20 protein-coding genes and 1 tRNA gene are annotated in these 20349 nt (G+C 66.2%); 6 read left to right on the forward strand and 15 right to left on the reverse strand.

The window, feature by feature from the left end:
* Positions 1–7 precede the first annotated feature (7 nt).
* The 3 genes from Q1B08_RS08020 to scpA all read right to left on the reverse strand — a co-directional run bounded on the left by Q1B08_RS08020 (position 8) and on the right by scpA (position 4600).
* Positions 8–1897 carry a tyrosine-type recombinase/integrase gene (locus Q1B08_RS08020; RefSeq protein ID WP_299816947.1) on the reverse strand — a complete coding sequence of 630 codons (1890 nt, stop codon included), beginning with the start codon at positions 1895–1897 and terminating at the stop codon, positions 8–10.
* 395 nt (positions 1898–2292) lie between these two features.
* Positions 2293–2367: transfer RNA gene (locus tag Q1B08_RS08025), tRNA-Gln, on the reverse strand.
* Between the two features lie 79 nt (positions 2368–2446).
* Entirely contained in the window at positions 2447–4600 is a 2154-nt protein-coding gene (gene scpA / locus Q1B08_RS08030; RefSeq protein ID WP_299816949.1) for a methylmalonyl-CoA mutase, read from the reverse strand.
* 139 nt (positions 4601–4739) lie between these two features.
* On the opposite strand from scpA, the gene Q1B08_RS08035 reads away from it, so the two are divergent.
* Complete coding sequence (locus Q1B08_RS08035) at positions 4740–5192, forward strand: DUF4174 domain-containing protein (protein ID WP_299816951.1); 453 nt, start codon at positions 4740–4742, stop codon at positions 5190–5192.
* An 82-nt stretch (positions 5193–5274) separates the two neighbouring features.
* Here the strand turns inward: Q1B08_RS08035 and Q1B08_RS08040 are convergent, their stop codons facing one another.
* The 8 genes from Q1B08_RS08040 to Q1B08_RS08075 all read right to left on the reverse strand — a co-directional run bounded on the left by Q1B08_RS08040 (position 5275) and on the right by Q1B08_RS08075 (position 11506).
* Positions 5275–5928 carry a hypothetical protein gene (locus tag Q1B08_RS08040; protein WP_299816953.1) on the reverse strand — a complete coding sequence of 218 codons (654 nt, stop codon included), beginning with the start codon at positions 5926–5928 and terminating at the stop codon, positions 5275–5277.
* A 1-nt stretch (position 5929) separates the two neighbouring features.
* Positions 5930–7939 carry an acetyl/propionyl/methylcrotonyl-CoA carboxylase subunit alpha gene (locus Q1B08_RS08045; RefSeq protein WP_299816955.1) on the reverse strand — a complete coding sequence of 670 codons (2010 nt, stop codon included), beginning with the start codon at positions 7937–7939 and terminating at the stop codon, positions 5930–5932.
* A gap of 109 nt (positions 7940–8048) precedes the next feature.
* A complete protein-coding gene (locus tag Q1B08_RS08050) occupies positions 8049–8243 on the reverse strand; it encodes a hypothetical protein (RefSeq protein WP_299816957.1) in 195 nt (64 codons plus the stop codon).
* 71 nt (positions 8244–8314) lie between these two features.
* On the reverse strand, positions 8315–8527 hold the full coding sequence (locus Q1B08_RS08055; protein WP_299816959.1) for a hypothetical protein: 213 nt from the start codon (positions 8525–8527) through the stop codon (positions 8315–8317).
* 246 nt (positions 8528–8773) lie between these two features.
* The gene (locus Q1B08_RS08060; protein WP_299816961.1) at positions 8774–9160 is read right to left on the reverse strand and encodes a hypothetical protein; all 387 of its coding nucleotides are present in this window, start codon (positions 9158–9160) and stop codon (positions 8774–8776) included.
* Positions 9161–9294: 134 nt separating this feature from the next.
* The gene (locus Q1B08_RS08065) at positions 9295–9429 is read right to left on the reverse strand and encodes a hypothetical protein (protein ID WP_299816963.1); all 135 of its coding nucleotides are present in this window, start codon (positions 9427–9429) and stop codon (positions 9295–9297) included.
* Between the two features lie 209 nt (positions 9430–9638).
* Positions 9639–9902 (reverse strand): Rho termination factor, encoded by a 264-nt coding sequence (locus tag Q1B08_RS08070; RefSeq protein WP_299816965.1) that lies wholly within the window; start codon positions 9900–9902, stop codon positions 9639–9641.
* 71 nt (positions 9903–9973) lie between these two features.
* On the reverse strand, positions 9974–11506 hold the full coding sequence (locus Q1B08_RS08075; protein WP_299816967.1) for an acyl-CoA carboxylase subunit beta: 1533 nt from the start codon (positions 11504–11506) through the stop codon (positions 9974–9976).
* Between the two features lie 156 nt (positions 11507–11662).
* Between Q1B08_RS08075 and Q1B08_RS08080 the strand changes: the two genes are divergently transcribed.
* Both Q1B08_RS08080 and Q1B08_RS08085 read left to right on the forward strand, forming a co-directional pair.
* Positions 11663–12886 (forward strand): multidrug effflux MFS transporter, encoded by a 1224-nt coding sequence (locus tag Q1B08_RS08080; RefSeq protein WP_299816969.1) that lies wholly within the window; start codon positions 11663–11665, stop codon positions 12884–12886.
* Positions 12887–12985: 99 nt separating this feature from the next.
* Positions 12986–13456 carry a carbon monoxide dehydrogenase subunit G gene (locus Q1B08_RS08085; RefSeq protein WP_299816971.1) on the forward strand — a complete coding sequence of 157 codons (471 nt, stop codon included), beginning with the start codon at positions 12986–12988 and terminating at the stop codon, positions 13454–13456.
* Between the two features lie 38 nt (positions 13457–13494).
* On the opposite strand, the gene Q1B08_RS08090 is transcribed toward Q1B08_RS08085, so the two are convergent.
* The 4 genes from Q1B08_RS08090 to Q1B08_RS08105 form a co-directional block, all read right to left on the reverse strand.
* On the reverse strand, positions 13495–14154 hold the full coding sequence (locus tag Q1B08_RS08090; RefSeq protein WP_299816973.1) for a thermonuclease family protein: 660 nt from the start codon (positions 14152–14154) through the stop codon (positions 13495–13497).
* A 67-nt stretch (positions 14155–14221) separates the two neighbouring features.
* Positions 14222–15118 (reverse strand): DMT family transporter, encoded by an 897-nt coding sequence (locus tag Q1B08_RS08095; protein WP_299816975.1) that lies wholly within the window; start codon positions 15116–15118, stop codon positions 14222–14224.
* Positions 15119–15181: 63 nt separating this feature from the next.
* Positions 15182–15775, reverse strand: a complete 594-nt coding sequence (locus Q1B08_RS08100) for a LysE/ArgO family amino acid transporter (RefSeq protein ID WP_299816976.1) — start codon at positions 15773–15775, stop codon at positions 15182–15184.
* Between the two features lie 19 nt (positions 15776–15794).
* Positions 15795–16538, reverse strand: a complete 744-nt coding sequence (locus tag Q1B08_RS08105) for a YebC/PmpR family DNA-binding transcriptional regulator (RefSeq protein WP_299816978.1) — start codon at positions 16536–16538, stop codon at positions 15795–15797.
* Positions 16539–16711: 173 nt separating this feature from the next.
* Between Q1B08_RS08105 and Q1B08_RS08110 the strand changes: the two genes are divergently transcribed.
* The 3 genes from Q1B08_RS08110 to Q1B08_RS08120 all read left to right on the forward strand — a co-directional run bounded on the left by Q1B08_RS08110 (position 16712) and on the right by Q1B08_RS08120 (position 20311).
* A complete protein-coding gene (locus Q1B08_RS08110; RefSeq protein ID WP_299816980.1) occupies positions 16712–18490 on the forward strand; it encodes an SLC13 family permease in 1779 nt (592 codons plus the stop codon).
* 103 nt (positions 18491–18593) lie between these two features.
* Entirely contained in the window at positions 18594–19391 is a 798-nt protein-coding gene (locus Q1B08_RS08115; RefSeq protein WP_299816982.1) for an MBL fold metallo-hydrolase, read from the forward strand.
* On the forward strand, positions 19385–20311 hold the full coding sequence (locus tag Q1B08_RS08120) for an AEC family transporter (RefSeq protein ID WP_299816984.1): 927 nt from the start codon (positions 19385–19387) through the stop codon (positions 20309–20311). The genes Q1B08_RS08115 and Q1B08_RS08120 overlap by 7 nt, the downstream gene beginning before the upstream one ends.
* The last annotated feature ends 38 nt before the right edge of the window (positions 20312–20349 follow it).

Below are 20349 nucleotides of genomic sequence, written 5' to 3' on the forward strand. Positions count from 1 at the left end.
CATGGTTCTATAGAACCGTCCTGACATACTCGACGCCGGCCGGCTCCAGGGGCGGGGGCATCCACCACATCAGTTCACTTCTCATCTCGGGGCTGCCGGTGACCATGATGTGGTGGTTCTGGCTCAGATGCCACAACCTTGCTGCGGCCGTCCGATCATCCATCACGTCCACATCGGACCAGTCCCGCAGGCTTGAGCGGTCGGCCGTGCCGATCCGCAGTGCAAGAAGCTGAGCATCATCTTTCGCCCTCCGTATACGACAGGCGCCGAGATTTCCCTGGCCGTCGAGGATCACTTCGACCCGAGCAATGGTTTCCGGCATAAGCGTGCAGTCCGCGATGACCGAGTGCTTGCGCACGCGTGACTGCATGATTCGAAGCCCGAAATCCGCGCTGTCGAGCAGCTGTTTCAAGCGCGCCATGTCCCTGTAGATGTAGTGCTCGCCAACTGTCGTGTGGGAGACATGCCCGATGATCTTCTGGACGTTGTCTTCGCTGACTCCGGCGGCCCACAGGGCGGACGAGAAGGTTTTTCTAAGGGCATAGAAATCCTGGCTCGTGTCGTCGATGCCGAGCCCAATAAGCACGGTCCGTATCCTCCCTCCGAAAATCGAGCCCGGGTCGCTCGGCTTCGCGTTGACGATCTCGGGGAACAGGTAGGCGTCGGAGCGCCCGAGCCGCATGATCCAGTCCAGAAAACCGAGATCGATCAGCATCTGGGAGATCGGGACGATCCGCGTCGCGTCTTGCGTCTTCCCCCGCTGGTCGGCATCCCAGCACAGCCGCAGGCAATGGACCCCGTTCTTGAGAACCAGATCCCTTCGCCGCAGTTGCAGCACCTCGGTCACACGGGTGCCCATGGTCAACAGAACCAGAGGGACCCAGTAGAGCGCGTCGCGCGCGAGAAACTTGCCGGGCATGGCGCGGCGACCCCTTAAAGATCCGCGGTAGAGTGGCGAAGTTAGAAGCGTTTTCAGGTGCGCATCGTCCCAGCGATCGCGCTCCTTGGGCTGGGTGGCGCGCAGCAAGACCGGATTTTCTTTCTGGCGCTCCTCGGTGTCGCGCGCCACGAGACGGTCGAGGGTCCGGTATCCCATGATCTTGGTTTTGCCGGTGTAGCCAAGTTCCCTTTCCGCTGCGCGAAGGATTCTGTGTATGCCATCCAGATGGCGCTTCAGGTTGGTGACCGTCACCCTCGGAACGAGGAGGTCGTTCACACGGGCCCGCCGGTCGGCTTCCGAGAGGTCCGGATCGGCGGCAAGTTCGTCGAAGACGTGCTGGTCTCGCTCGTCGGCCTCGCGGATCTCGTCGAGCTTCGACTTGATCGCCCCCCCATCGGATGTGAACCTGTTCTTGCCATGCGCCTTGCCGTGTGCCTTCGGCAGCCGACTGAGGGTCCGCATCAGGTCGGGAAGCTGTCCTTCGAGATCGTCGAGCGGGACGTCGCCGAGAAACTCCGCCACCAGGCGCCCGGTGGTTTCGGTTTTCTTCCGCATCTCGGGCGTCGCGTGTTCACAAGCGGCCCTGACACCGTCCGACAGCCGGATGAGCGGGGCGACCTCGCCGTTCGGCTTGGTGGCGACGCCATGCCGGCGCAGCGTTTCGGCAACGGCAATCCGAGGATCTTCGCCGAGTTCGTGCACTTCGAGCTCGGCCTCGCGCAGCTTTACCAAGGCCGACGTCGCCGAGCGCGCGAGGGCCAGTGGCGTTGGGCCCGCGACGGGGACACCGAGCGTGTCGGCGGCCCCCTCCCCACGAGCTTCGACCTGCGTGAAGGACCTCTGTCGGATCTCATCGCGCGGGGACTGAAGGCCATCGTGAAGCGCCCGGATCGGGCACTCCGGATCTGGCGAGGGCGCGTCGGCATCGGCGATAATCCGCGCCGCTTCCTTGCGCACCAGCTCGCCACGATGCGCCCGGCATCTGCGTTGGGTTGACCGAGCCGTTCGTGCTTCACCTGCGCTTCCAGATCGGTGATGGCCGATACCAGCCGGACACCGCGCCGGTGCGCGACGCCGGGGTCTGAGGTTCGCAGTGAGAAGGCCCAGAACCCCGGGGCGCCTTCATGCACGAGCTCTGTTAACGCCCACTTTCTGAAATGGAAAAAGCGGCCGCGGAGCTGGATGCAGTAGCCGGTTCCGGCACGCCGCGCGCGGCGTCGGACAGGGGGCGCGGACGACCGCGTGCGACGGGCTTATGATACAGGCTGTGATACACACCGGGAGGGGGTGTGGCTACTCGAGCCCGATGAACAGGGACATTTGTTGATTTCAATGGGTTTTTTTGCGGTCATTGGCTGGGGTGGTAGGATTCGAACCTACGGTACACGGTACCAAAAACCGCTGCCTTACCACTTGGCTACACCCCAACCGTGCGGCGTGGGATAGGCGAGGTGGAAAAGCGTCGCAAGTCAAAAATCCACGTTTCTTCGCCCGTGTCGCGGCCCGTCACTGCGCATTCCGATCCGAGTGGCGTGCGGCGCGGACGAGGGCGAGGATGTCTTTCGCGGCGGTCGGTATGTTCGTCCCCGGACCGAAGATCGCGGCGACGCCTGCTTCCTTCAGGAACGCGTAGTCCTGCTGCGGGATGACGCCGCCGCAGACCACGAGGATCTCGTCCGCCTCCTGCGCGCGCAGCGCCTCGACGAGCTTCGGCGCAAGGGTCCGATGGCCCGCGGCCTGCGACGAGATGCCGATCACATGGACGTCGTTGTCGATCGCGTCCTGCGCGGCCTCTTCCGGCGTCTGGAAAAGCGGGCCGACATCGACGTCGAATCCGATATCGGCGAAGGCGGTGGCGATGACCTTTGCACCGCGGTCATGGCCGTCCTGCCCCATCTTGACGACGAGCATGCGGGGGCGCCGCCCCTCCTCCTCCGCGAAGGCCTCGACGTCGCGCTGGATCGCGGCGAAAGCTTCGTCGCCCTCGTACGCCGCGCCGTAGATGCCGGCGAGGGTCTTCACCTCGGCCCGATGGCGGCCAAAAACCTCCTCCATCGCGAGACTGATCTCACCCACCGTGGCGCGATGGCGCGCGGCCTCGACCGCCGCCTCGAGGAGGTTGCCCCCCTCGGTCGCCCGCCTCCGAAGCTCAGATAGCGCCGCGTCGCAGGCGGCCCGGTCGCGCGAGGCACGGATGCGCTCGAGCCGCGCGACCTGTCCGGCCCGGACCCGGTCGTTGTCGATGGCGAGGATGTCGATCGCCTCCTCGGTCTCCCGGCGGTACTTGTTGACGCCGACGATGACGTCCTCGCCGCGGTCGATCTTGGCTTGCCGCGTGGCCGCGCTCCGCTCGATGCGGAGCTTCGGCATGCCCGAGGCGACGGCCTTGGTCATCCCGCCCATCTCCTCGACCTCCTCGATCAGCGCCCAGGCCGCCTCGGCCAGATCGTGGGTCAGCCGCTCGACGTAGTAGGATCCGGCAAGCGGATCGACGACGTTGGTCACGCCCGTCTCCTCCTGCAGGATGAGCTGCGTGTTCCGCGCAATCCGGCTCGACGTCTCCGAGGGGAGCGCCATCGCCTCGTCGAAGGAGTTCGTGTGCAGCGACTGCGTACCGCCGAGAACCGCGGACAGCGCCTCGTAGGCGGTGCGGACGACGTTGTTGTAGGGATCCTGCTCCTGCAGGCTGACGCCCGAGGTCTGGCAATGGGTGCGCAGCATCGAAGATTTCGGGTTCCTCGGCTCGAATTCCTGCATGATTCGGTCCCACAGCAGGCGCGCGGCGCGTAGCTTGGCTGCTTCCATGAAGAAGTTCATACCGATCGCGAAGAAGAAGCTGAGCCGTCCGGCGAAACGGTCCACATCCATGCCGCGCGCGATCGCCGTGCGGACGTATTCGCGTCCGTCGGCCAGCGTGAAGGCCAGTTCCTGCACGAGGTCGGCGCCGGCTTCCTGCATGTGGTAGCCGGAGATCGAGATCGAGTTGAAGCGCGGCATCTCCTCGGCGGTGTACTCGATGATGTCCGCCACGATCCGCATCGAGGGTTCGGGCGGATAGACATATGTGTTGCGGACCATGAACTCCTTGAGGATGTCGTTCTGGATCGTCCCCGAGAGCCTGGACCGGTCCACGCCCTGCTCCTCGCCCGCGACGATGAAGGCCGCGAGGATCGGGATCACCGCGCCGTTCATCGTCATCGAGACCGACACCTCGTCCAGCGGAATGTCATCGAAGAGGATCTTCATGTCCTCGACCGAATCGATGGCGACACCGGCCTTGCCCACGTCGCCCACGACGCGCGGGTGGTCGCTGTCGTAGCCGCGATGGGTGGCGAGGTCGAAGGCGACCGAGACGCCCTGCTGGCCTGAGGCGAGGGCCCGGCGGTAGAAGGCGTTCGATTCCTCGGCGGTCGAAAAGCCGGCATATTGGCGTATCGTCCAGGGCCGGCCGGCATACATGGTCGCCTTCACGCCGCGCAGATACGGCGCCTCGCCCGGCAGGCTGCCGAGATGATCGAGCCCGGCGAGATCGTCCGGCACGTAGATCGGCGCGACCCCGATCCCTTCCAGCGTCCGCCAGGTAAGGTCCTCCGGCGTGCGGCCCTTCAGTTCGGTGGCGGCCAGCCGTGCCCATTCGGCCTTTGCGTCGGATCGTGTCATTCGCAGGTCCCCCCTGTCTGTCCGGTTGTTCCGACACGCCCGCGCCTGGAATGGGTCACATCCGTGGCATCGTCCGGATCGGTCCTTCGCAGACCGCCATTTTGTCCTATATTCCTAGTGTAACGGACGAAAGGTCGAGATGCGCAAGCTGTTCACTCTCCTCGCCGCCATGTCCCTCGCTCCCGGGGCCTGGGCGGCGGATGCCGGCTCCCTCGAAGCGGCCTGGCTTGCGGATCCCTCGCGCATCTTCGAAGCGGAAGGCGTCGATCTGGCCGAGTTGCAATGGCTGGCGCGACCGGTGGTCGTCTTCGCCAATTCGGCACGCGACCCGAACTTCATCGAGCAGATGGAGGAGATCGAAGCGCGCATGGCCCAGCTCGTGGAGCGCGACGTGATCGTCGTCGTGGACACCGATCCCGAAGCGCGCACCGCGCTGCGCGACAAGCTGCGCCCGCGGGGCTTCATGATGGTGCTGATCGGCAAGGACGGACAGGTGAAGCTACGCAAGCCCCTGCCCTGGTCTGTCCGCGAAATTTCCCGGTCGATCGACAAGATGCCGACGCGCCGCCGCGAGCGTCACGGGAGTGGATAGTTGCGAAAATCAACGAAGCACCCCATATTATGGTCAAGGGCAATCAAGGGGCCTTCGATGGAACGCGACGAAGACATTCCGCTCATGCCGATCCCGGGCCTTCCGGGCCGATCCGGTCCGAGACCGGGTTATTGATCGGCAGACGGCGCTTTCCGGCGCCCGACGTGGCGGCAAAGCGTTCCGCCGCCTCCGGCCCCGCATCCGCGTAGATGCGGATCAGCTTCAGGACATATTGCCCCATGGCGAAGGCACGGAGCCGCATTGCCATGAAATCCTCGTAGAGCGCGATCCGGCGATCCGCGGGCAGGCGCGCGTAGCTCTCTCCCCGCATATCCTGCGCTAGCGCCATGATGGCGGCGATGTAGCTGTAGAACGCCACGATCGCGTCGATCGTCTGACGCGGCAGCACCTCGATGTCGGGAATCAGCGCGGTGAAGACGCGGTCGTGCACCTCGTGGGGGACGAAGGGCACGAAGTCCGGATCGGCGCGCATCCGGGCGATCAGGTCCGCCGCGTCCTCTTCCGCCCGTCCCTCGCCGTAGAAGACCGACAGCGTGTTCTGGATTTCCGCGAAGAGCGCCTTGTGGACGTCCCGCGTGCGCGAGCGGCGCTGCCGCCGGGCCTCCGCCCTTTCCCGCGCGCCGTTCACGATCCAGCCGAGCGCCACCACTCCGCCCGCGATCACCGCCTGCCAGATGCGCGGGTCGATCGTGTCGATCAGGCTCGAGGCGTCCACCTCATTCGAACTCCAGGATCACGTCGTCGACCGCGAGGCTGTCGCCCGGCGCCGCGTTGACCTTGGACACGACACCCTTGCGCTCGGCCCGGAGGACGTTCTCCATCTTCATTGCCTCGACGACGGCGAGCGCCTGACCCTGCTGCACCTCGTCGCCCTCGGCCACGTCGATCCGCACGATCAGGCCCGGCATCGGGCAGAGCAGCATCCTGGATGTGTCCGCCTCCGCCTTGACGGGCATGAGCGCAGCGAGTGCCGCCTGCCGCGGTGTGCGGACATGGACGGTCAGGTCGGCGCCCCGCGTCCGGATGCGGAACCCGTGCGTGATCTTTCCAACCTTCAGAACGAGCGCCTGTCCCCCGACGGACAGGCGCGCAAGCGGCTGGCCCGGTGTCCAGTCGCTCTCGACCCGCAGCACCTCCTCGCCGATCCGGACATCCGCCCCGTGCCGGTCAGCCTCGATCACGGCTTCGAGACGCGTCGTCCCTTCGGGTCCTGCCAGCGTCACGACCCAGTCGGCGCCGACCTTGCGCTCATGATTGTCCATCCGCCCCGAGACGCGGGTACGCCGAATTTCGGCAACTCGGTGCATCGCGGCGCAGGCGGCAGCGATCCGGGTCAGATGCTCCGGCGGCAGCGTCGCGCCCCCGAAGCCGTCGGGATATTCCTCGGCGATGAAGGCGGTCGTGATCTCCCCCGAGACGAAGCGGGGATGGTCCATCACCGCGGACAGGAACGGCAGGTTGTGGCCGATTCCCTCGACCTCGAACCCGTCAAGCGCGTCGCGCATCGCCTCGATCGCCCCGGCACGGTCCGGCGCCCAGGTGCAGAGTTTGGCGATCATGGGGTCGTAGAACATGCTGATCTCGCCGCCCTCGAAGACGCCGGTGTCGTTGCGGACCTTGAGCGCGTCCCCCGCGACCTCCTGGGGCGGGCGATACCGGGTCAGACGTCCGATCGACGGCAGGAACTCGCGGTACGGATCCTCCGCGTAAAGACGGCTCTCGATGGCCCAGCCGTTCAGGGTGATGTCGTCCTGTCCGATCGACAGCCGTTCGCCGTTCGCGACACGGATCATCTGCTCCACGAGGTCCACGCCGGTCACGAGCTCCGTCACCGGATGCTCCACCTGCAGGCGCGTGTTCATCTCGAGGAAGTAGAAATTGCGGTCGCCGTCCACGATGAACTCGACCGTGCCGGCGGAGGTGTAGCCCACGGCCTGCGCGAGCGAGAGAGCCTGCGCGCCCATCGACGCTCGGGTTCCGGCGTCGAGAAAGGGCGACGGCGCCTCCTCGACGACCTTCTGGTTGCGCCGCTGGATCGAGCATTCCCGCTCGCCCAGATAGACGCCGTTGCCGTGGCTGTCGCACAGGACCTGGATTTCGATATGCCGGGGCTGGGTGACGAACTTCTCGATGAACATGCGGTCGTCGCCGAAGCTCGACGCGGCCTCGTTCTTCGAAGCCTGGAAGCCCTCGCGGACCTCGTCCTCGGACCAGGCGATCCGCATTCCCTTTCCCCCGCCCCCGGCACTGGCCTTGAGCATGACCGGATAGCCGATCTCGCCCGATATGCGAACGGCCTCGTCCCCGTCCGCGACAAGCCCCATATGGCCCGGCACGGTGGAGACACCGGCCTCCGCGGCGATCCGCTTGGACGTGATCTTGTCGCCCATCGCCTCGATCGCACCGACCGGCGGGCCGATGAAGGCCACCCCCTCGGCGTCGAGCGCCTGCGCGAAGCGCGGGTTCTCCGATAGAAAGCCATAGCCCGGATGCACAGCCTGCGCCCCGGTCGCGCGGATCGCCTCCATGATCCGGTCGATGACGATGTAGGACTGGTTGGCCGGGGCGGGCCCGATATGCACCGCCTCGTCCGCCATACGGACATGCAGTGCGTTCCGGTCCGCGTCGGAAAAGACCGCCACCGTCCGTATGCCCATGCGCCGCGCGGTCTTGATGACACGACAGGCGATCTCGCCCCTGTTGGCGATCAGGATCTTGTCGAACATTGTCCCCCCGGGCTTGATCGTATGCACCTCAAAACAGAAAGGGCCGCCCGGTCGCAAGACCGGACAGCCCTTCGATCGCTCCGTTGCCCCCGTGCGTCGGGGCGGGCGCTCAGAAGTCGTTCGACAGGGCGCCGCCGGCCGCGCCGATCGCACCGCCCGCGAGGCAGTCGCCATCGCTGAGAATCTCGCCGGCCGCGCACCCGACGGCGCCGCCGATCGCGGCGCGTTCGAAGTCGCTTCCCTGCTGGCAAGCCGACAGGCCGGCGACGAGAGCGAGGGCGGGAATGATGAATTTGCGGTGCATGGTGGTCCTCCGTTCAGGTTGCAAGGTGCGAACGCGGCGAGGTCCGGGCCGGTTCCGGACATGGTCGATCCCTAGTAGCCGCGGTTCAGGGTTGCGAAGTCGTCCGCAAGCGCCCCCACGAGGACGCCCGCGACCGCCCCGCCCGCGACGCTGCCACTGATCGCGGAGGCCCCGAGCGCACCGACGACGGCCCCGCCAAGCGCGCGCTCGCCATCGGTTCCATAGCAACCGGAAAGGGCCAGAACGACGGCGATTCCGCCGGCCCGGGCGATGAGGGTCTGCATTGTCCCGCTCCTGCGTCTTGTCTTCCTGTTCCCGGGCACGGCCATCGCTTCGCCCTCATGTTGCGGGACGAGTGCTATAAGGTTCCGGACCGGGGCGCCACCTCGTGGTTCCGCCTATGTCTCGACAGGATGAGGTGTGCATCCGGAGTCCGAACGGTGATGCGCTCTCACGACACGTTGGTTGCGATGATGAAGTCGATTCCACCCGGACGTATCGGAGCCATCCAAGGAGCATAAACGGACGTCTTACTCGAGATCGTCCATATCCGGCATGTCGAATTCTTCGTCACCCTCGAAGAGTTCGGGAAATCCCGCCGTCGCGCGGTTCAGATCCACGCGCAGCCTTGCCTCATAATCCGTGGGGTCGAACGGATCGTCCACGGCAACGACCTCCCGACCGAAAAGCCAGGAAAGCCGCCCGGCATCGAGATTGCCGCGCTCGAACGGTCGGTCCTCGAAATGATCGATCAAGGCAGTCAGGAACGCCCGGTCGGCGGCGCGGTCGACGGCTTTGCGATCGCGGTATCGTTCGCGTCGTGTAATCGGCGTCGCACCCTTCGGGTTGGCGCGGCGTATGACGAATTGCAGATCGGTGCCCGGCAGACGGCCCGGGAATCCGCGATGCTTCAACACGTGGCATCTCCATGGCGACGGCGGATCGAACAGCGACGCCCTCGCACGAAGAAGCCGACACGGCGCAAGCGCACGATGCCGGCTTCGATCTGATGCGAACGTCCGGAACGGAACCGTTCCGAATGCGCGCCGCCTCAGTACTTCGTGGTGACGGGTTCCGGCTCAACGGGAACGTAAACCACCTCCTGTTGCTCTTCGGTACGGCCCGAACAGGCCGCGATCGCAGCAGTGAGGCCCAGAACGGCGACGAGGTTGACGGCTTTGCGCATGAATATCTCCTGTCTCTCTACCGGGGCGGGTGAATTGATGGTCGCCCCTCGGTCCTGAACACGTTTCACGTCCCCGGAGTTCCCGCAATCGTGATCTTTCGCGAACGGGCGCGACCGTTGCCGTGGCGGCAGACAACCGCCAGTCCCAAGTCTCCCGGACGCCGTTGCAATGACCGTCCATCCGGGGTGGAACGCGAAAGGCGCCGCGCTCAACTGTTCCGCAGAGCGTCGATCAATTCGTCCTTCGTCATGTCGGAACGGCCCTCGATCCCGACTTCCTGCGCCCGTCCGTAGAGGTCGTCCTTGGACCATTCCTCGTAGGACGGCGACTTGCCTCCCTTCTTGGAAGGATGCATCTCCTCGTTCGCTTTCGCATTGGCGATCCGGGCGGCCTTCTGCTCGGACGCGCCCTGATCCCGCAAGGCTTCGTAGGTCTCGTCGTCCTTGATGTTCGGTCCGTGATCCTTGGTCATGGTTCGGCCCTCCGTTCGATGCGCGGCTTGCCGACGGAACCCACGACCGGCCCCGGGTGTTCCCGGCCGGCCTACAGCGGAATGGTATCGTGCTTTCGCCAGGGCCGGTCCTGCCGCTTCGTACGCAGGCTCGCGAAGGCACGGGCGATCCGCTTGCGCGACATGGCAGGCACGATCACCTCATCAATGAACCCTTTTTCCGCGGCGACGAAAGGATTTGCGAAGCGGTCTTCATAATCCTTCGTTCGCGCGGCGATCTTTTCCGGATCGTCGAGTTCCGAACGGTAAAGGATTTCCACCGCGCCCCTCGCGCCCATGACCGCGATCTCCGCTGTGGGCCAGGCATAGTTGAAATCGCCGCGCAGATGCTTGGACGCCATGACGTCGTAGGCTCCGCCATAGGCCTTGCGCGTGATGAGCGTCACCTTCGGCACCGTCGCCTCCCCGTAGGCGAAGAGAAGTTTCGCCCCGTGCTTGATGACTCCGCCGTATTCCTGCGCGGTTCCGGGCAGGAAGCCCGGGACATCCACGAGCGTCAGCAGCGGGATCGAGAACGCATCGCAGAACCGCACGAACTTCGCCGCCTTGCGGCTTGAATCGATGTCGAGACAGCCGGCCAGCACCATCGGCTGGTTCGCGACGACGCCGATCGTGCGCCCTTCGATCCGGATGAAGCCGGTGAGGATGTTGCGCGCGAATTCGGATTGCAGCTCGAAGAAGTCGCCCTCGTCGGCGAGCTTCCCGACCAGCTCGGCCATGTCGTAGGGGGCGTTCGGGTTGTCCGGGATCAGCGTGTCGAGACTTTCCTCCACCCTGTTCGGATCGTCGAAGAACGGGCGGACGGGCGGGATCTCCCGGTTCGAGAGCGGCAGGAAATCCACCAGCCGCCGCGTCTCGGCGAGCGCCTCGACATCGTTCTCGAAAGCCAGGTCGGCCACGCCGGATCGCTTGGTATGTGTGCTCGCCCCGCCCAGCTCCTCGGCCGTGACGACCTCGTTCGTCACCGTCTTCACGACGTCCGGGCCGGTCACGAACATGTAGCTCGAATCGCGGACCATGAAGATGAAATCAGTCATCGCGGGCGAATAGACGGCCCCCCCGGCGCAGGGCCCCATGATCACGCTGATCTGCGGAATCACGCCGGACGCGTCGACGTTGCGCTGGAACACCTCGGCATAGCCCGCGAGCGAAGCCACGCCTTCCTGGATGCGCGCCCCGCCAGAATCGTTGAGCCCGATGACCGGCGCACCGTTCTGCAGCGCCATGTCCTGAATCTTGCATATCTTCTGCGCGTGTGTCTCTGACAGCGAGCCGCCGAAAACCGTGAAATCCTGTGAAAAAACGTAAACGAGGCGACCGTTGACCGTGCCCCAGCCGGTCACCACCCCGTCGCCCGAGGGGCGGTCCTCGGCCATGCCGAAATCCGTCGCGCGATGGGCCACGAACATGTCGAACTCCTCGAAGCTGCCGGCGTCGAGCAGCAGCTCGATCCGCTCCCGCGCCGTGAGCTTGCCTTTGGCGTGCTGCGCGGCCACCCGCCGCTCGCCGCCGCCCGCTTGTGCCCGTGCGCGACGGGATGCCAGTTCCTCTAGGATGTCCTTCATGCGTATTCCTTTCCCTTGCCGCCCTGCTTAGCCCGCGATACCCGCGTCGGGAAGCCCGGCACGGGAGGCCGAGCATTCGCGTGTCACGCCGAATGCACATACGGGTGTGCGCAGGCGGCACTACCCCCTGCCGGGGGCGGGCTATAACGCCCATTCATGGCCATACTGACAGAGCAGCCCCTTCCGCCGGTGCGACATACGCGGACGCCCCCCCATATCCTCACGCTCGTCGCTCTGGTCAGCGTTTCCACGCTTGCCATGAACGTGTTCCTGCCTTCGCTCCCGGCGATGGCGGAATATTTTCAGGCCGATTACAATGTCGTGGCCCGTGCCGTGGTCCTGTTCCTCGGCGTGAACGCGATCTTGCAGGTCTTCATCGGGCCGATCTCCGATCGCTACGGGCGACGCCCGGTCATCCTCGTCGGGATCGCCCTGTTCATGCTCGCGACGTTGGGATGCATCTTCGCGCCGAACGTCGAGACCTTCCTCGCCTTCCGCATGGCGCAGGCCTGCGTCGTGGTCGCAATGGTCCTCGCCCGCGCGATCGTCCGCGACCTTTACGCACAGGATCGCGCGGCCTCCATGCTCGGCTACGTGACGATGGGGATGGCCGTCGTGCCGATGATCTCACCCGCGATCGGGGGCTGGCTCGACGCGCATTACGGCTGGCATTCGAATTTCTGGCTCATGCTCGCGGTCGGCGCGGCGCTCTGGCTCGTCACGTGGTTCGACTTGGGCGAGACGGCGCCGATGTCGGGCGGCTCCTTCCGGAGCCAGGTGCGGCAATATCCCGAATTGGTCACCTCGCGGCGGTTCTGGGGCTATTGCCTCGCCGCCGCTTTCGCGTCCGGCGCCTTTTTTGCCTATCTCGGCGGGGCGCCGTATGTCGGCAGTGTCGTTTACGGCATGCCGCCCGAGACGCTGGGACTGTTCTTTGGCGCTCCGGCGGTGGGCTACATGATCGGCAACGGGATATCGGGACGGTTCTCGCAATCGGCGGGCGTGGACCGAATGATCTTGATCGGGGCCATTGGACAGGCATCGGGCCTTGGCATGCTCCTCGTGCTGACGCTTCTCGGTTTCATCTCGCATTGGGTGTTCTTCGGCTTCATCACCTTCGTCGGGCTGGGCAACGGCCTCGTGATTCCGAACGCGACGGCGGGAATGCTTTCCGTACGCCCGCATCTCGCCGGAACGGCCTCGGGCCTCGGCGGCGCGATCATGATCGGCGGCGGCGCCGTGCTGGCGGAGGTCGCCGGGCATATCCTTCCGCTCGGCGGCGGCGCCCTGCCCCTGATCGCGCTGATGGCCTTGTCCGGCTGGGCCGCGATCGCGTCGATCGTCGTCACCATCCGCCGCAACCGGCAGATCGCCTCCTGACAGGCGTATCGTCCAGGCCGCCGACCGCCCCGGCTTCGATACGACTTGTCGCAGGCCCGCCGGTGCGCGATCATCGGCACGACCCTCAGAGGAGATCCCATGGAACTGACCGGAACCCGAACCATCCGCGCCCCGCGCGAGACCGTCTGGGCGCGGTTGAACGATGCTGAAACGCTGAAGGCTTGCATTCCCGGCTGCGAGGAACTGACTGGCTCCCCCGAGGACGGGTTCGAGGCGGTCGTGAAGCAAAAGGTCGGACCCGTGAAGGCGACGTTCAAAGGGACGGTGACGCTGAGCGACGTGAACCCGCCGGAAAGCTACCGCATTTCCGGCGAGGGCAAGGGCGGCGTCGCGGGCTTCGCCAAGGGCGGCGCGGATGTGAGGCTCGCCGACGTGCCCGAAGGGACCGAGCTCAGCTACGCGGTCGACGCCAAGGTCGGCGGCAAGATCGCGCAGCTCGGCTCGCGCCTGATCGACAGCTTCGCCTCCAAGATGGCGGATTCGTTCTTCGAGAACTTCAAGGATCGCGTCGAGGGCGAGAGCGTCGCGCCGCAGGATCCGGTCACTTGATTCGAAGCGCGTCGCGCAAGCGTCTGTAGAAAAACGAATTACCTCACGGGCCGCCAGCCGGCGGTCCGCGCTTCCGCCTCGGAACAGAACCACCGCTCGCCCTTGCTTTCGGCGATACGCGTGTTCGCGTAAAACCGGCTGCCCGGCAAATGATAGATTTGCCCGTTCTCGCTGATGTTGCCCTTGATCTCACATCCGTCCGGCGCGGTATCGGACGTGCTCGTTCGCTGCTGCCCGCGCATCGCCGCGCGCCAGACGCTCGGATCGTCCATTTCGTAGGCCCAGAGGCCGCGCGAAAGGAGCGCGGCTTCCTTCTCCTCCTCTGCGTAGGTCGTGTCGCTGCGATAGGTTCGCGCGAGGCCCGTGCGGACGAGCTCGGCGCCGATATCGACCCCGCCTGCCCGGCAGGTGGCGAGGACGCGATCGTAACGGTCCCGCCCCTCCACCTCGCAGGTCGCGGCGCGGCCGGAGAAAAGCTCCACCGCGCCCTCGGTCGCAAGCGCCCCGCAATCGACACCTTCGCCCGACACGGCCCGGCAGGTCTGGCCCATTTCGGCAGCGTCGATACCGACGAGCCGGATGTTGGCCGCGGCGCCGATATCGATTGTGTCGGCGTCGATGACGCGGACCGGCCCCCGCAGGGTTTCGGCGGCGAGTGGTGTGGCGAAGGTCAGGCAGAAGAGAAGCGTTCGGATCATGCCGAACCAATGCACGATCATCTGTGCCGGTTGCGAACGGAATAAGGCGAAATCGCCGGAATTGTTTCTAGAACTTCGCCGCGCTCGAGGGCGGCGTAATCTCGCGCTTGCGCCGCGACTCCCGCCACGCGATGAACGTCACCGACAGGATGATGATTGCGGCGCCGACGATCACCCACAGGTCGGGCGATTCGTCGAAGAAGGCCCAGCCCAACAGCACCGCCCAGATAAGTTGCAGGAACGTCGCCGGTTGCGTGATCGAGACCGGAGCAGCCGCGAAGGCCCGCGTCATGCTGTAATGCCCGGCCGTGGCGAAGACCGCGACGACGCCCATCCAGAATACTTCCGTCATCGTCGGCGTCACCCATACCGCCACGGCGAAAGGCAAGAGCCCCAGCGTCGTGAAGAGCGACAGCATCGCGACGACGATCATGGCCGGGTACCGGTCGGACATCGGTTTTGCCAGAAGGTAGGAGGCACCGAACAGTACGGCCGTCACCAGCATGGTCAGATGGCCCGTCTCGATCTCGCGCAGCCCGGGCCGCAGGATGATCACCGTCCCGGCCAGCGCGGCGAACACCGCAAAGAGCCGCGGCCAGGCGAGCCGTTCGCCCAGAAACAGCGCCGCGCCGAGCGTGACATAGACGGGATTCAGGTAATTCATCGCCGTCACTTCGGCGATGGAGATCTGCGTCATGGAGTAGAACCAGCACATCACTCCCACCGCGTGGACGAGCCCGCGCGCGGCGAAGAATCCGACCTGTCGCGCCGGCATCCGCGCCGTCAGGAGCGTGCGCGTCATGGGCACGAGGAAGACGAACCCGATGAGATAGCGCAGGAACGCGGATTCCGCGGCCGGGAGATTTGCGCCCGCGAACTTCACGACCGCTGTGACCATGACGAACAAGACACCCGTCAGAAGCATCCAGAGGATGCCTTGCAAAGGTCTGGACGGCCGGTTCATCCACCTGCCTTGTACCGGACGCAACCCGGCCGCAAGATCCCGTCCCGGCATCCCGGCGGACGATCAGGTGGAAAGCAGGCTTGCGGCAATCGTCCACATCACGAGAGCGATCCCCGCGTCGAGCGCGCGCCATGCCGCAGGTCGTGCGAAGACCGGCCGCAGGAACGCCGCGCCGTAGCCCAGCGTGAAGAAAAAGACGAAGGACGCGGTCATCGCCCCAAGCGCGAAGAGTGCTGGCGCGTCCGTTTGCGTCGAGACACCGCCGAGCAGGACCAGCGTGTCGAGATAAACATGCGGGTTGAGCCAGGTGAGCGCGAGACAGGTCGCGACCGCCCGGCGAAGCCCGCCGGCCGCCGCGCCCGGATCGAGATGCCCGCCGCCCCGCCAGGCCGCCCAAGCCGCCCGCGTGCCATAGAAGATCAGAAAGGCCGCTCCGCCCCAGCGGAAGAGCGGGACGATCCACGGCGCCCCGGTCACCATCGCCCCGAACCCCGCCACCCCGGCCGCGATCAGCACCGCGTCCGACAGCGCGCAAGCCAGCACGATCGGCAGGACATGCTCCCCGCGCAGCCCCTGCCGCAGGACGAAGGCGTTCTGCGCGCCGATGGCGAGGATGAGCGAAAGGCCGAGCCCGAACCCGGCGACGAGGGAGGTCACGTCCGACCGTGCGGGATGCTCACTGAAGCTGCGCCATCACCTCGTCGCTCGCCTCGAAATTAGCCGTAACGCTTTGCACGTCATCGTCGTCCTCCAGCGCGTCGAGCAGCTTCATCAGCGTCTGCATCCCCTCGAGGTCGAGCTCGGTCGTGGTCGTCGGGCGCCACACGAGCTTGGCCGAGTCGCTTTCGCCGAGTTGTTCCTCGAGCGCGGAGGAGACGGCGGCCAGATCGGTGTCCGCGCACCAGACGACGTGGCTTTCCTCGTCGGACTCGACATCCTCGGCCCCCGCCTCGATCGCCGCCATCAGGACGTCGTCCGCATCGCCCGCGGCGGCGGGATAGACAACCTGGCCCTTGCGGTCGAACATGAAGCCGACGGAACCGGTCTCGCCGAGGTTGCCGCCGTTCTTGGAGAAGGTGGAGCGCACGGAGGAGGCGGTGCGGTTGCGGTTGTCGGTCATCGCCTCCACGATCACGGCGACGCCGCCCGGACCGTAGCCCTCGTAGCGGATCTCGTCGTAGTTCTCGCCCTCGCCGCCGGACGCCTTGGCAATCGCGCGCTGGATCACGTCCTTCGGGACGGACTGACCCTTGGCCTCCTTCACCGCGAGGCGCAGCCGCGGGTTCTTGTCAGGATCGGGGTCGCCCATCTTGGCAGCCACGGTGATCTCCTTGGAGAGCTTGGAGAAGAGCTTGGCGCGAATCTTGTCCTGGCGGCCCTTGCGGTGCTGGATGTTCGCCCATTTGGAATGGCCCGCCATCGGGGGTGCCTCCGGTCTGTTCTGAATGATGTCTCGGTCGCGACGCTATAGCGGCTCGCCCCCGGCCCGCGCAATCCCGGCCCCGTTCGCGTTGCCCCGTTAGCGTTGCCCCGTTCGCGTTGCGTTGTGGCGTGCGATGCCATTAGAGGGGCCGGACGCTTGCGGGGCCCCAGATGACGACCGACCAGATCATCCTCTTCGCGCTCTTCGGCGGCGTGTTCGTGTTCCTGCTCTGGGGACGCCTCCGCTACGACATCGTCGCGTTCTCGGCGCTGCTCCTCGGCGTCGTGCTGGGCGTGGTCCCGAAGGAGGAGGCCTTCGCGGGGTTCGGCCATCCGGCGACCATCGTCGTCGCGCTCGTTCTGATCGTCTCCGCAGGCCTTGTACGCTCCGGGGCGGTCCTGCTCATCACCCGCACCATGATCGACGCGGGCCGCGGTATCGGCAGCCACATCTCCATCCTAGGCGGCATCGGCGCCGTGCTTTCGGCGTTCATGAACAACGTGGCCGCGCTCGCGCTCCTGATGCCCGTGGACATCGCGACCGCACGAAAGGCCGGCCGCCTGCCGAGCGCCACCCTAATGCCGCTCAGCTTCGCCACGATCCTCGGCGGGATGATCACGCTGATCGGCACGCCTCCCAACATCGTCATCGCGGGCATACGACAGGACCGTCTGGGCGAGAGTTTCGCGATGTTCGACTTCGCCCCCGTGGGCATCGTCACGGCCGCGGCGGGCCTCCTTTTCGTGGCGGCGTTCGGCTGGCGGCTCATTCCGGGCACGGGCGAGGCGCAGGGCGGCGGCGAGAAAGACCTGACCCGCTACGTGGCCGAGCTCACCGTGCCGAAGGAACACCCCCGGATCGGCAAGCCCGTCTCGGATTTCAACGACGTGGCGGAGGAGACGGGCGTCCATATCATCGGACTGATCCGCGACGGCCGGCGCATGTTCGGCAGCGCACGCCATGTCGGGCTGGAGGCCGGGGATTCGCTTCTTCTCGAGGCGGAGCCCTCGGCGCTCGACGAGTTCCGCGCCTCCGAGGATCTAGACTTCTCCGACGACCGGCGGATGACCCTGCTCGAGGCGGCCGAACAGGGATTGAGCCTCGTGGAGGTGGTCGTCACCGAGAACAGCCGTATCAATGGCCGGACCGCGCAGGCGATCGGGATGACCTGGCGACAGCGGACGGTGCTCATGGGCATTTCCCGCAAGGGCCGGCGCATCACCGAACGGGTGCGCGGCACCCCGGTCCGCGGCGGGGACATCCTTCTTCTCCTCACACCGACGGAGCAGGTCGAGGAGGTGGTGACCTGGCTCGGCGCGCTACCGCTGGCCGACCGGGGCCTTGCCGTGACGGAGAACAGAAAGATCTGGCCGGCCGTCGCGCTGTTCCTCGTGGCCGTCCTCGGCGCGAGCTTCGGTCTTGTCGACCTGACGGTCGCGCTCGGCGCGGTGGTGCTGGGCTATGCGCTGACGCGGATCGTGCCGCTGCACGAGATCTATAGCCATGTCGAATGGCCCGTCGTCGTATTGCTGGGCTCGATGATCCCGCTCGGCGCGGCGCTCGAATCCTCGGGTGGAACGGAGCTGATCGCGGGATGGCTGAACGGCGCGACCACGGGACAGCCCGCCTGGGTCGCGCTGCTTCTGCTGATGGTCGTGACGATGATCCTGTCGGCGATCCTCAACAACACCGCCACCGCCATCGTGGCGGCCCCCGTGGGGATCGAGATGGCCGCCGCGCTCGACGTCGATCCCGACAGCTTCTTGATCGCCGTGGCCGTGGCCGCCTCCTGCGCGTTCCTCACGCCGATCGGACACAAGAACAACACGCTGATCCTCGGGCCGGGGGGCTACAGGTTCGGCGATTACTGGCGGATGGGTTTGCCTCTGACGGTGGTGATCCTGGTCGTGGCGCTGCCGGCGACGCTTTTCTTCTGGCCGTTGCGCTAGAGGCGACGGCCGGGACCCTCGGCGGGGATATTCGGGAAGCGAAGACGGAGGCGCGCCGACGGATGCGCTTGCCCCTTCTTCGAGCGCGGCGCATGAACGCGCCATGGCTTTCCTGCGATTTACCATCCTCGGCTGCGGGTCCTCCGGCGGCGTGCCCCGGCTCGGCGGTCACTGGGGTGATTGCGACCCCGGCGATCCGCGCAACCGCCGCCGACGCTGCTCGCTTCTCGTGGAACGGATCGGCGATGCGGGAACCACGCGCGTCCTGATCGACACGTCGCCCGACATGCGTCAACAGCTTCTGGACGCGGAGATCGGCACGCTCGACGGCGTCGTCTGGACGCACAGCCACGCCGATCACGTGCACGGGCTCGACGATCTGCGGATGATCGTCTTCAACCGTCGGCGGCTGCTCGACGTCTGGGCCGACGCCGACACGTTCGCGGCCCTGCAGATGCGGTTCGGCTATGCGTTCGAGACGCCGGACGGGTCGAGCTATCCGCCGATCCTCGCGCGGCACGAGTTGGCCGGGCCGATCGAGATCGAAGGCGCGGGCGGAACGATCGCCTTGGCCCCGATCCCGGTGGAACACGGGGACATCCAGGCGCTCGGGATCAAGATCGGCGGGTTGTGCTACATGCCCGACGTGTCCGCCATTCCCGAAGCGGCGATCCCGCTTCTGGCGGATCTCGACATCTGGATTCTCGACGCGTTGCGGCGCAGTCCGCACCCGACCCATTTCAGCCTGAGCGAGGCGCTCGACTGGTTCGCGCATCTCCGGCCCGCGCGCGGGATCCTGACGAACATGCATGTCGATCTCGACTGGGCCACGGTCGAGGCGGAGACGTCTGCGCATGTGACGCCGGCCCATGACGGAATGGTGCTGGAACTGCCGTGCTAGACGTCCTGGCCGTCACGGTCCCCGTCTTTCTGATCATCGGCGCAGGCTACCTGTCCGTCTGGCGAAAGGTTTTCAAACAGGGCCACGTCGATGGGCTGATGGTCTTCACCCAGCACTTCGCCATTCCCTGCCTGCTGTTTCTCGCGATGGTCGACCTCGATCTAGCCGAGGTGTTCGACTGGCGACTCCTCGTGGCCTACTATTCGGGCTCGCTGGTCAGCTTCGCGGCCGGGGTGCTCGGCACCGTATTCTGGCTCAAGCGGGGCGGCGAGGATGCGGTGGCTGTCGGGTTCGCGGCGATGTTCGCCAATACCGTCCTGCTGGGCCTGCCCATCGCGGAGCGGGCGTTCGGAACGGAAAGCCTCGGGTCGATCTACGCGATCATCGCGCTCCACGCGGCCTTCTGCTACTTTGTCGGCGTCACAGGGATGGAACTCGCGCAGGGCGGCGGACAGGGTCCGCTTGGCGCCGCGCGGGCGGTCGGCTGGTCGATGACGCATAATCCGCTGATGCTGGGCATCGCGCTCGGCCTCCTCGTGAACCTGACCGGGTTGCCGATTCCCGACCCCGCACTCGAAGCGGTACGCCTCGTCGCGCGCGCCGCCTTGCCGGCCGCGCTCTTCGGTCTCGGCGGGGTATTGGTGCAATACCGGCCTGAAGGCGACGCGCGCGGCATCCTCCTCGTCTGCGGTATCGCGCTGATCCTGCATCCGGTCTGGACCTACGGCGCCGGGCGCGCGCTCGGCCTCGAGACGGAGCAGTTCCGGGCCGCGGTGATCACCGCCGCCATGGCGCCCGGCGTGAACTCCTACCTGTTCGCCGCCATGCACGGCCGCGCGATCCGGATCGCCGCATCCTCTGTCCTGCTCGCGACGGCCGTCTCGGTCCTTACCGTGTCGGCCTGGCTTCTGGTACTCTGAGACGACGGCTCCGGCGATCGTGCCGGAGCCGGGTCGGA

The sequence above is a fragment of the uncultured Jannaschia sp. genome, from assembly GCF_947494025.1.
In the GTDB taxonomy this organism is placed as follows: domain Bacteria; phylum Pseudomonadota; class Alphaproteobacteria; order Rhodobacterales; family Rhodobacteraceae; genus Jannaschia.

What these genes read in the sequence shown, in the direction of transcription:
- Q1B08_RS08080 (WP_299816969.1), top strand. Translation starts at nt 11,663, where the DNA reads ATGGCCATACTGACAGAGCAGCCCCTTCCGCCGGTGCGACATACGCGG.
- Q1B08_RS08075 (WP_299816967.1), bottom strand. Translation starts at nt 11,506, where the DNA reads ATGAAGGACATCCTAGAGGAACTGGCATCCCGTCGCGCACGGGCACAA.
- Q1B08_RS08050 (WP_299816957.1), bottom strand. Translation starts at nt 8,243, where the DNA reads ATGCACCGCAAATTCATCATTCCCGCCCTCGCTCTCGTCGCCGGCCTG.
- Q1B08_RS08105 (WP_299816978.1), bottom strand. Translation starts at nt 16,538, where the DNA reads ATGGCGGGCCATTCCAAATGGGCGAACATCCAGCACCGCAAGGGCCGC.
- Q1B08_RS08065 (WP_299816963.1), bottom strand. Translation starts at nt 9,429, where the DNA reads ATGCGCAAAGCCGTCAACCTCGTCGCCGTTCTGGGCCTCACTGCTGCG.
- Q1B08_RS08055 (WP_299816959.1), bottom strand. Translation starts at nt 8,527, where the DNA reads ATGCAGACCCTCATCGCCCGGGCCGGCGGAATCGCCGTCGTTCTGGCC.
- Q1B08_RS08095 (WP_299816975.1), bottom strand. Translation starts at nt 15,118, where the DNA reads ATGAACCGGCCGTCCAGACCTTTGCAAGGCATCCTCTGGATGCTTCTG.
- Q1B08_RS08090 (WP_299816973.1), bottom strand. Translation starts at nt 14,154, where the DNA reads ATGATCCGAACGCTTCTCTTCTGCCTGACCTTCGCCACACCACTCGCC.
- Q1B08_RS08045 (WP_299816955.1), bottom strand. Translation starts at nt 7,939, where the DNA reads ATGTTCGACAAGATCCTGATCGCCAACAGGGGCGAGATCGCCTGTCGT.
- Q1B08_RS08115 (WP_299816982.1), top strand. Translation starts at nt 18,594, where the DNA reads ATGGCTTTCCTGCGATTTACCATCCTCGGCTGCGGGTCCTCCGGCGGC.
- Q1B08_RS08110 (WP_299816980.1), top strand. Translation starts at nt 16,712, where the DNA reads ATGACGACCGACCAGATCATCCTCTTCGCGCTCTTCGGCGGCGTGTTC.
- Q1B08_RS08070 (WP_299816965.1), bottom strand. Translation starts at nt 9,902, where the DNA reads ATGACCAAGGATCACGGACCGAACATCAAGGACGACGAGACCTACGAA.
- Q1B08_RS08085 (WP_299816971.1), top strand. Translation starts at nt 12,986, where the DNA reads ATGGAACTGACCGGAACCCGAACCATCCGCGCCCCGCGCGAGACCGTC.
- scpA (WP_299816949.1), bottom strand. Translation starts at nt 4,600, where the DNA reads ATGACACGATCCGACGCAAAGGCCGAATGGGCACGGCTGGCCGCCACC.
- Q1B08_RS08035 (WP_299816951.1), top strand. Translation starts at nt 4,740, where the DNA reads ATGCGCAAGCTGTTCACTCTCCTCGCCGCCATGTCCCTCGCTCCCGGG.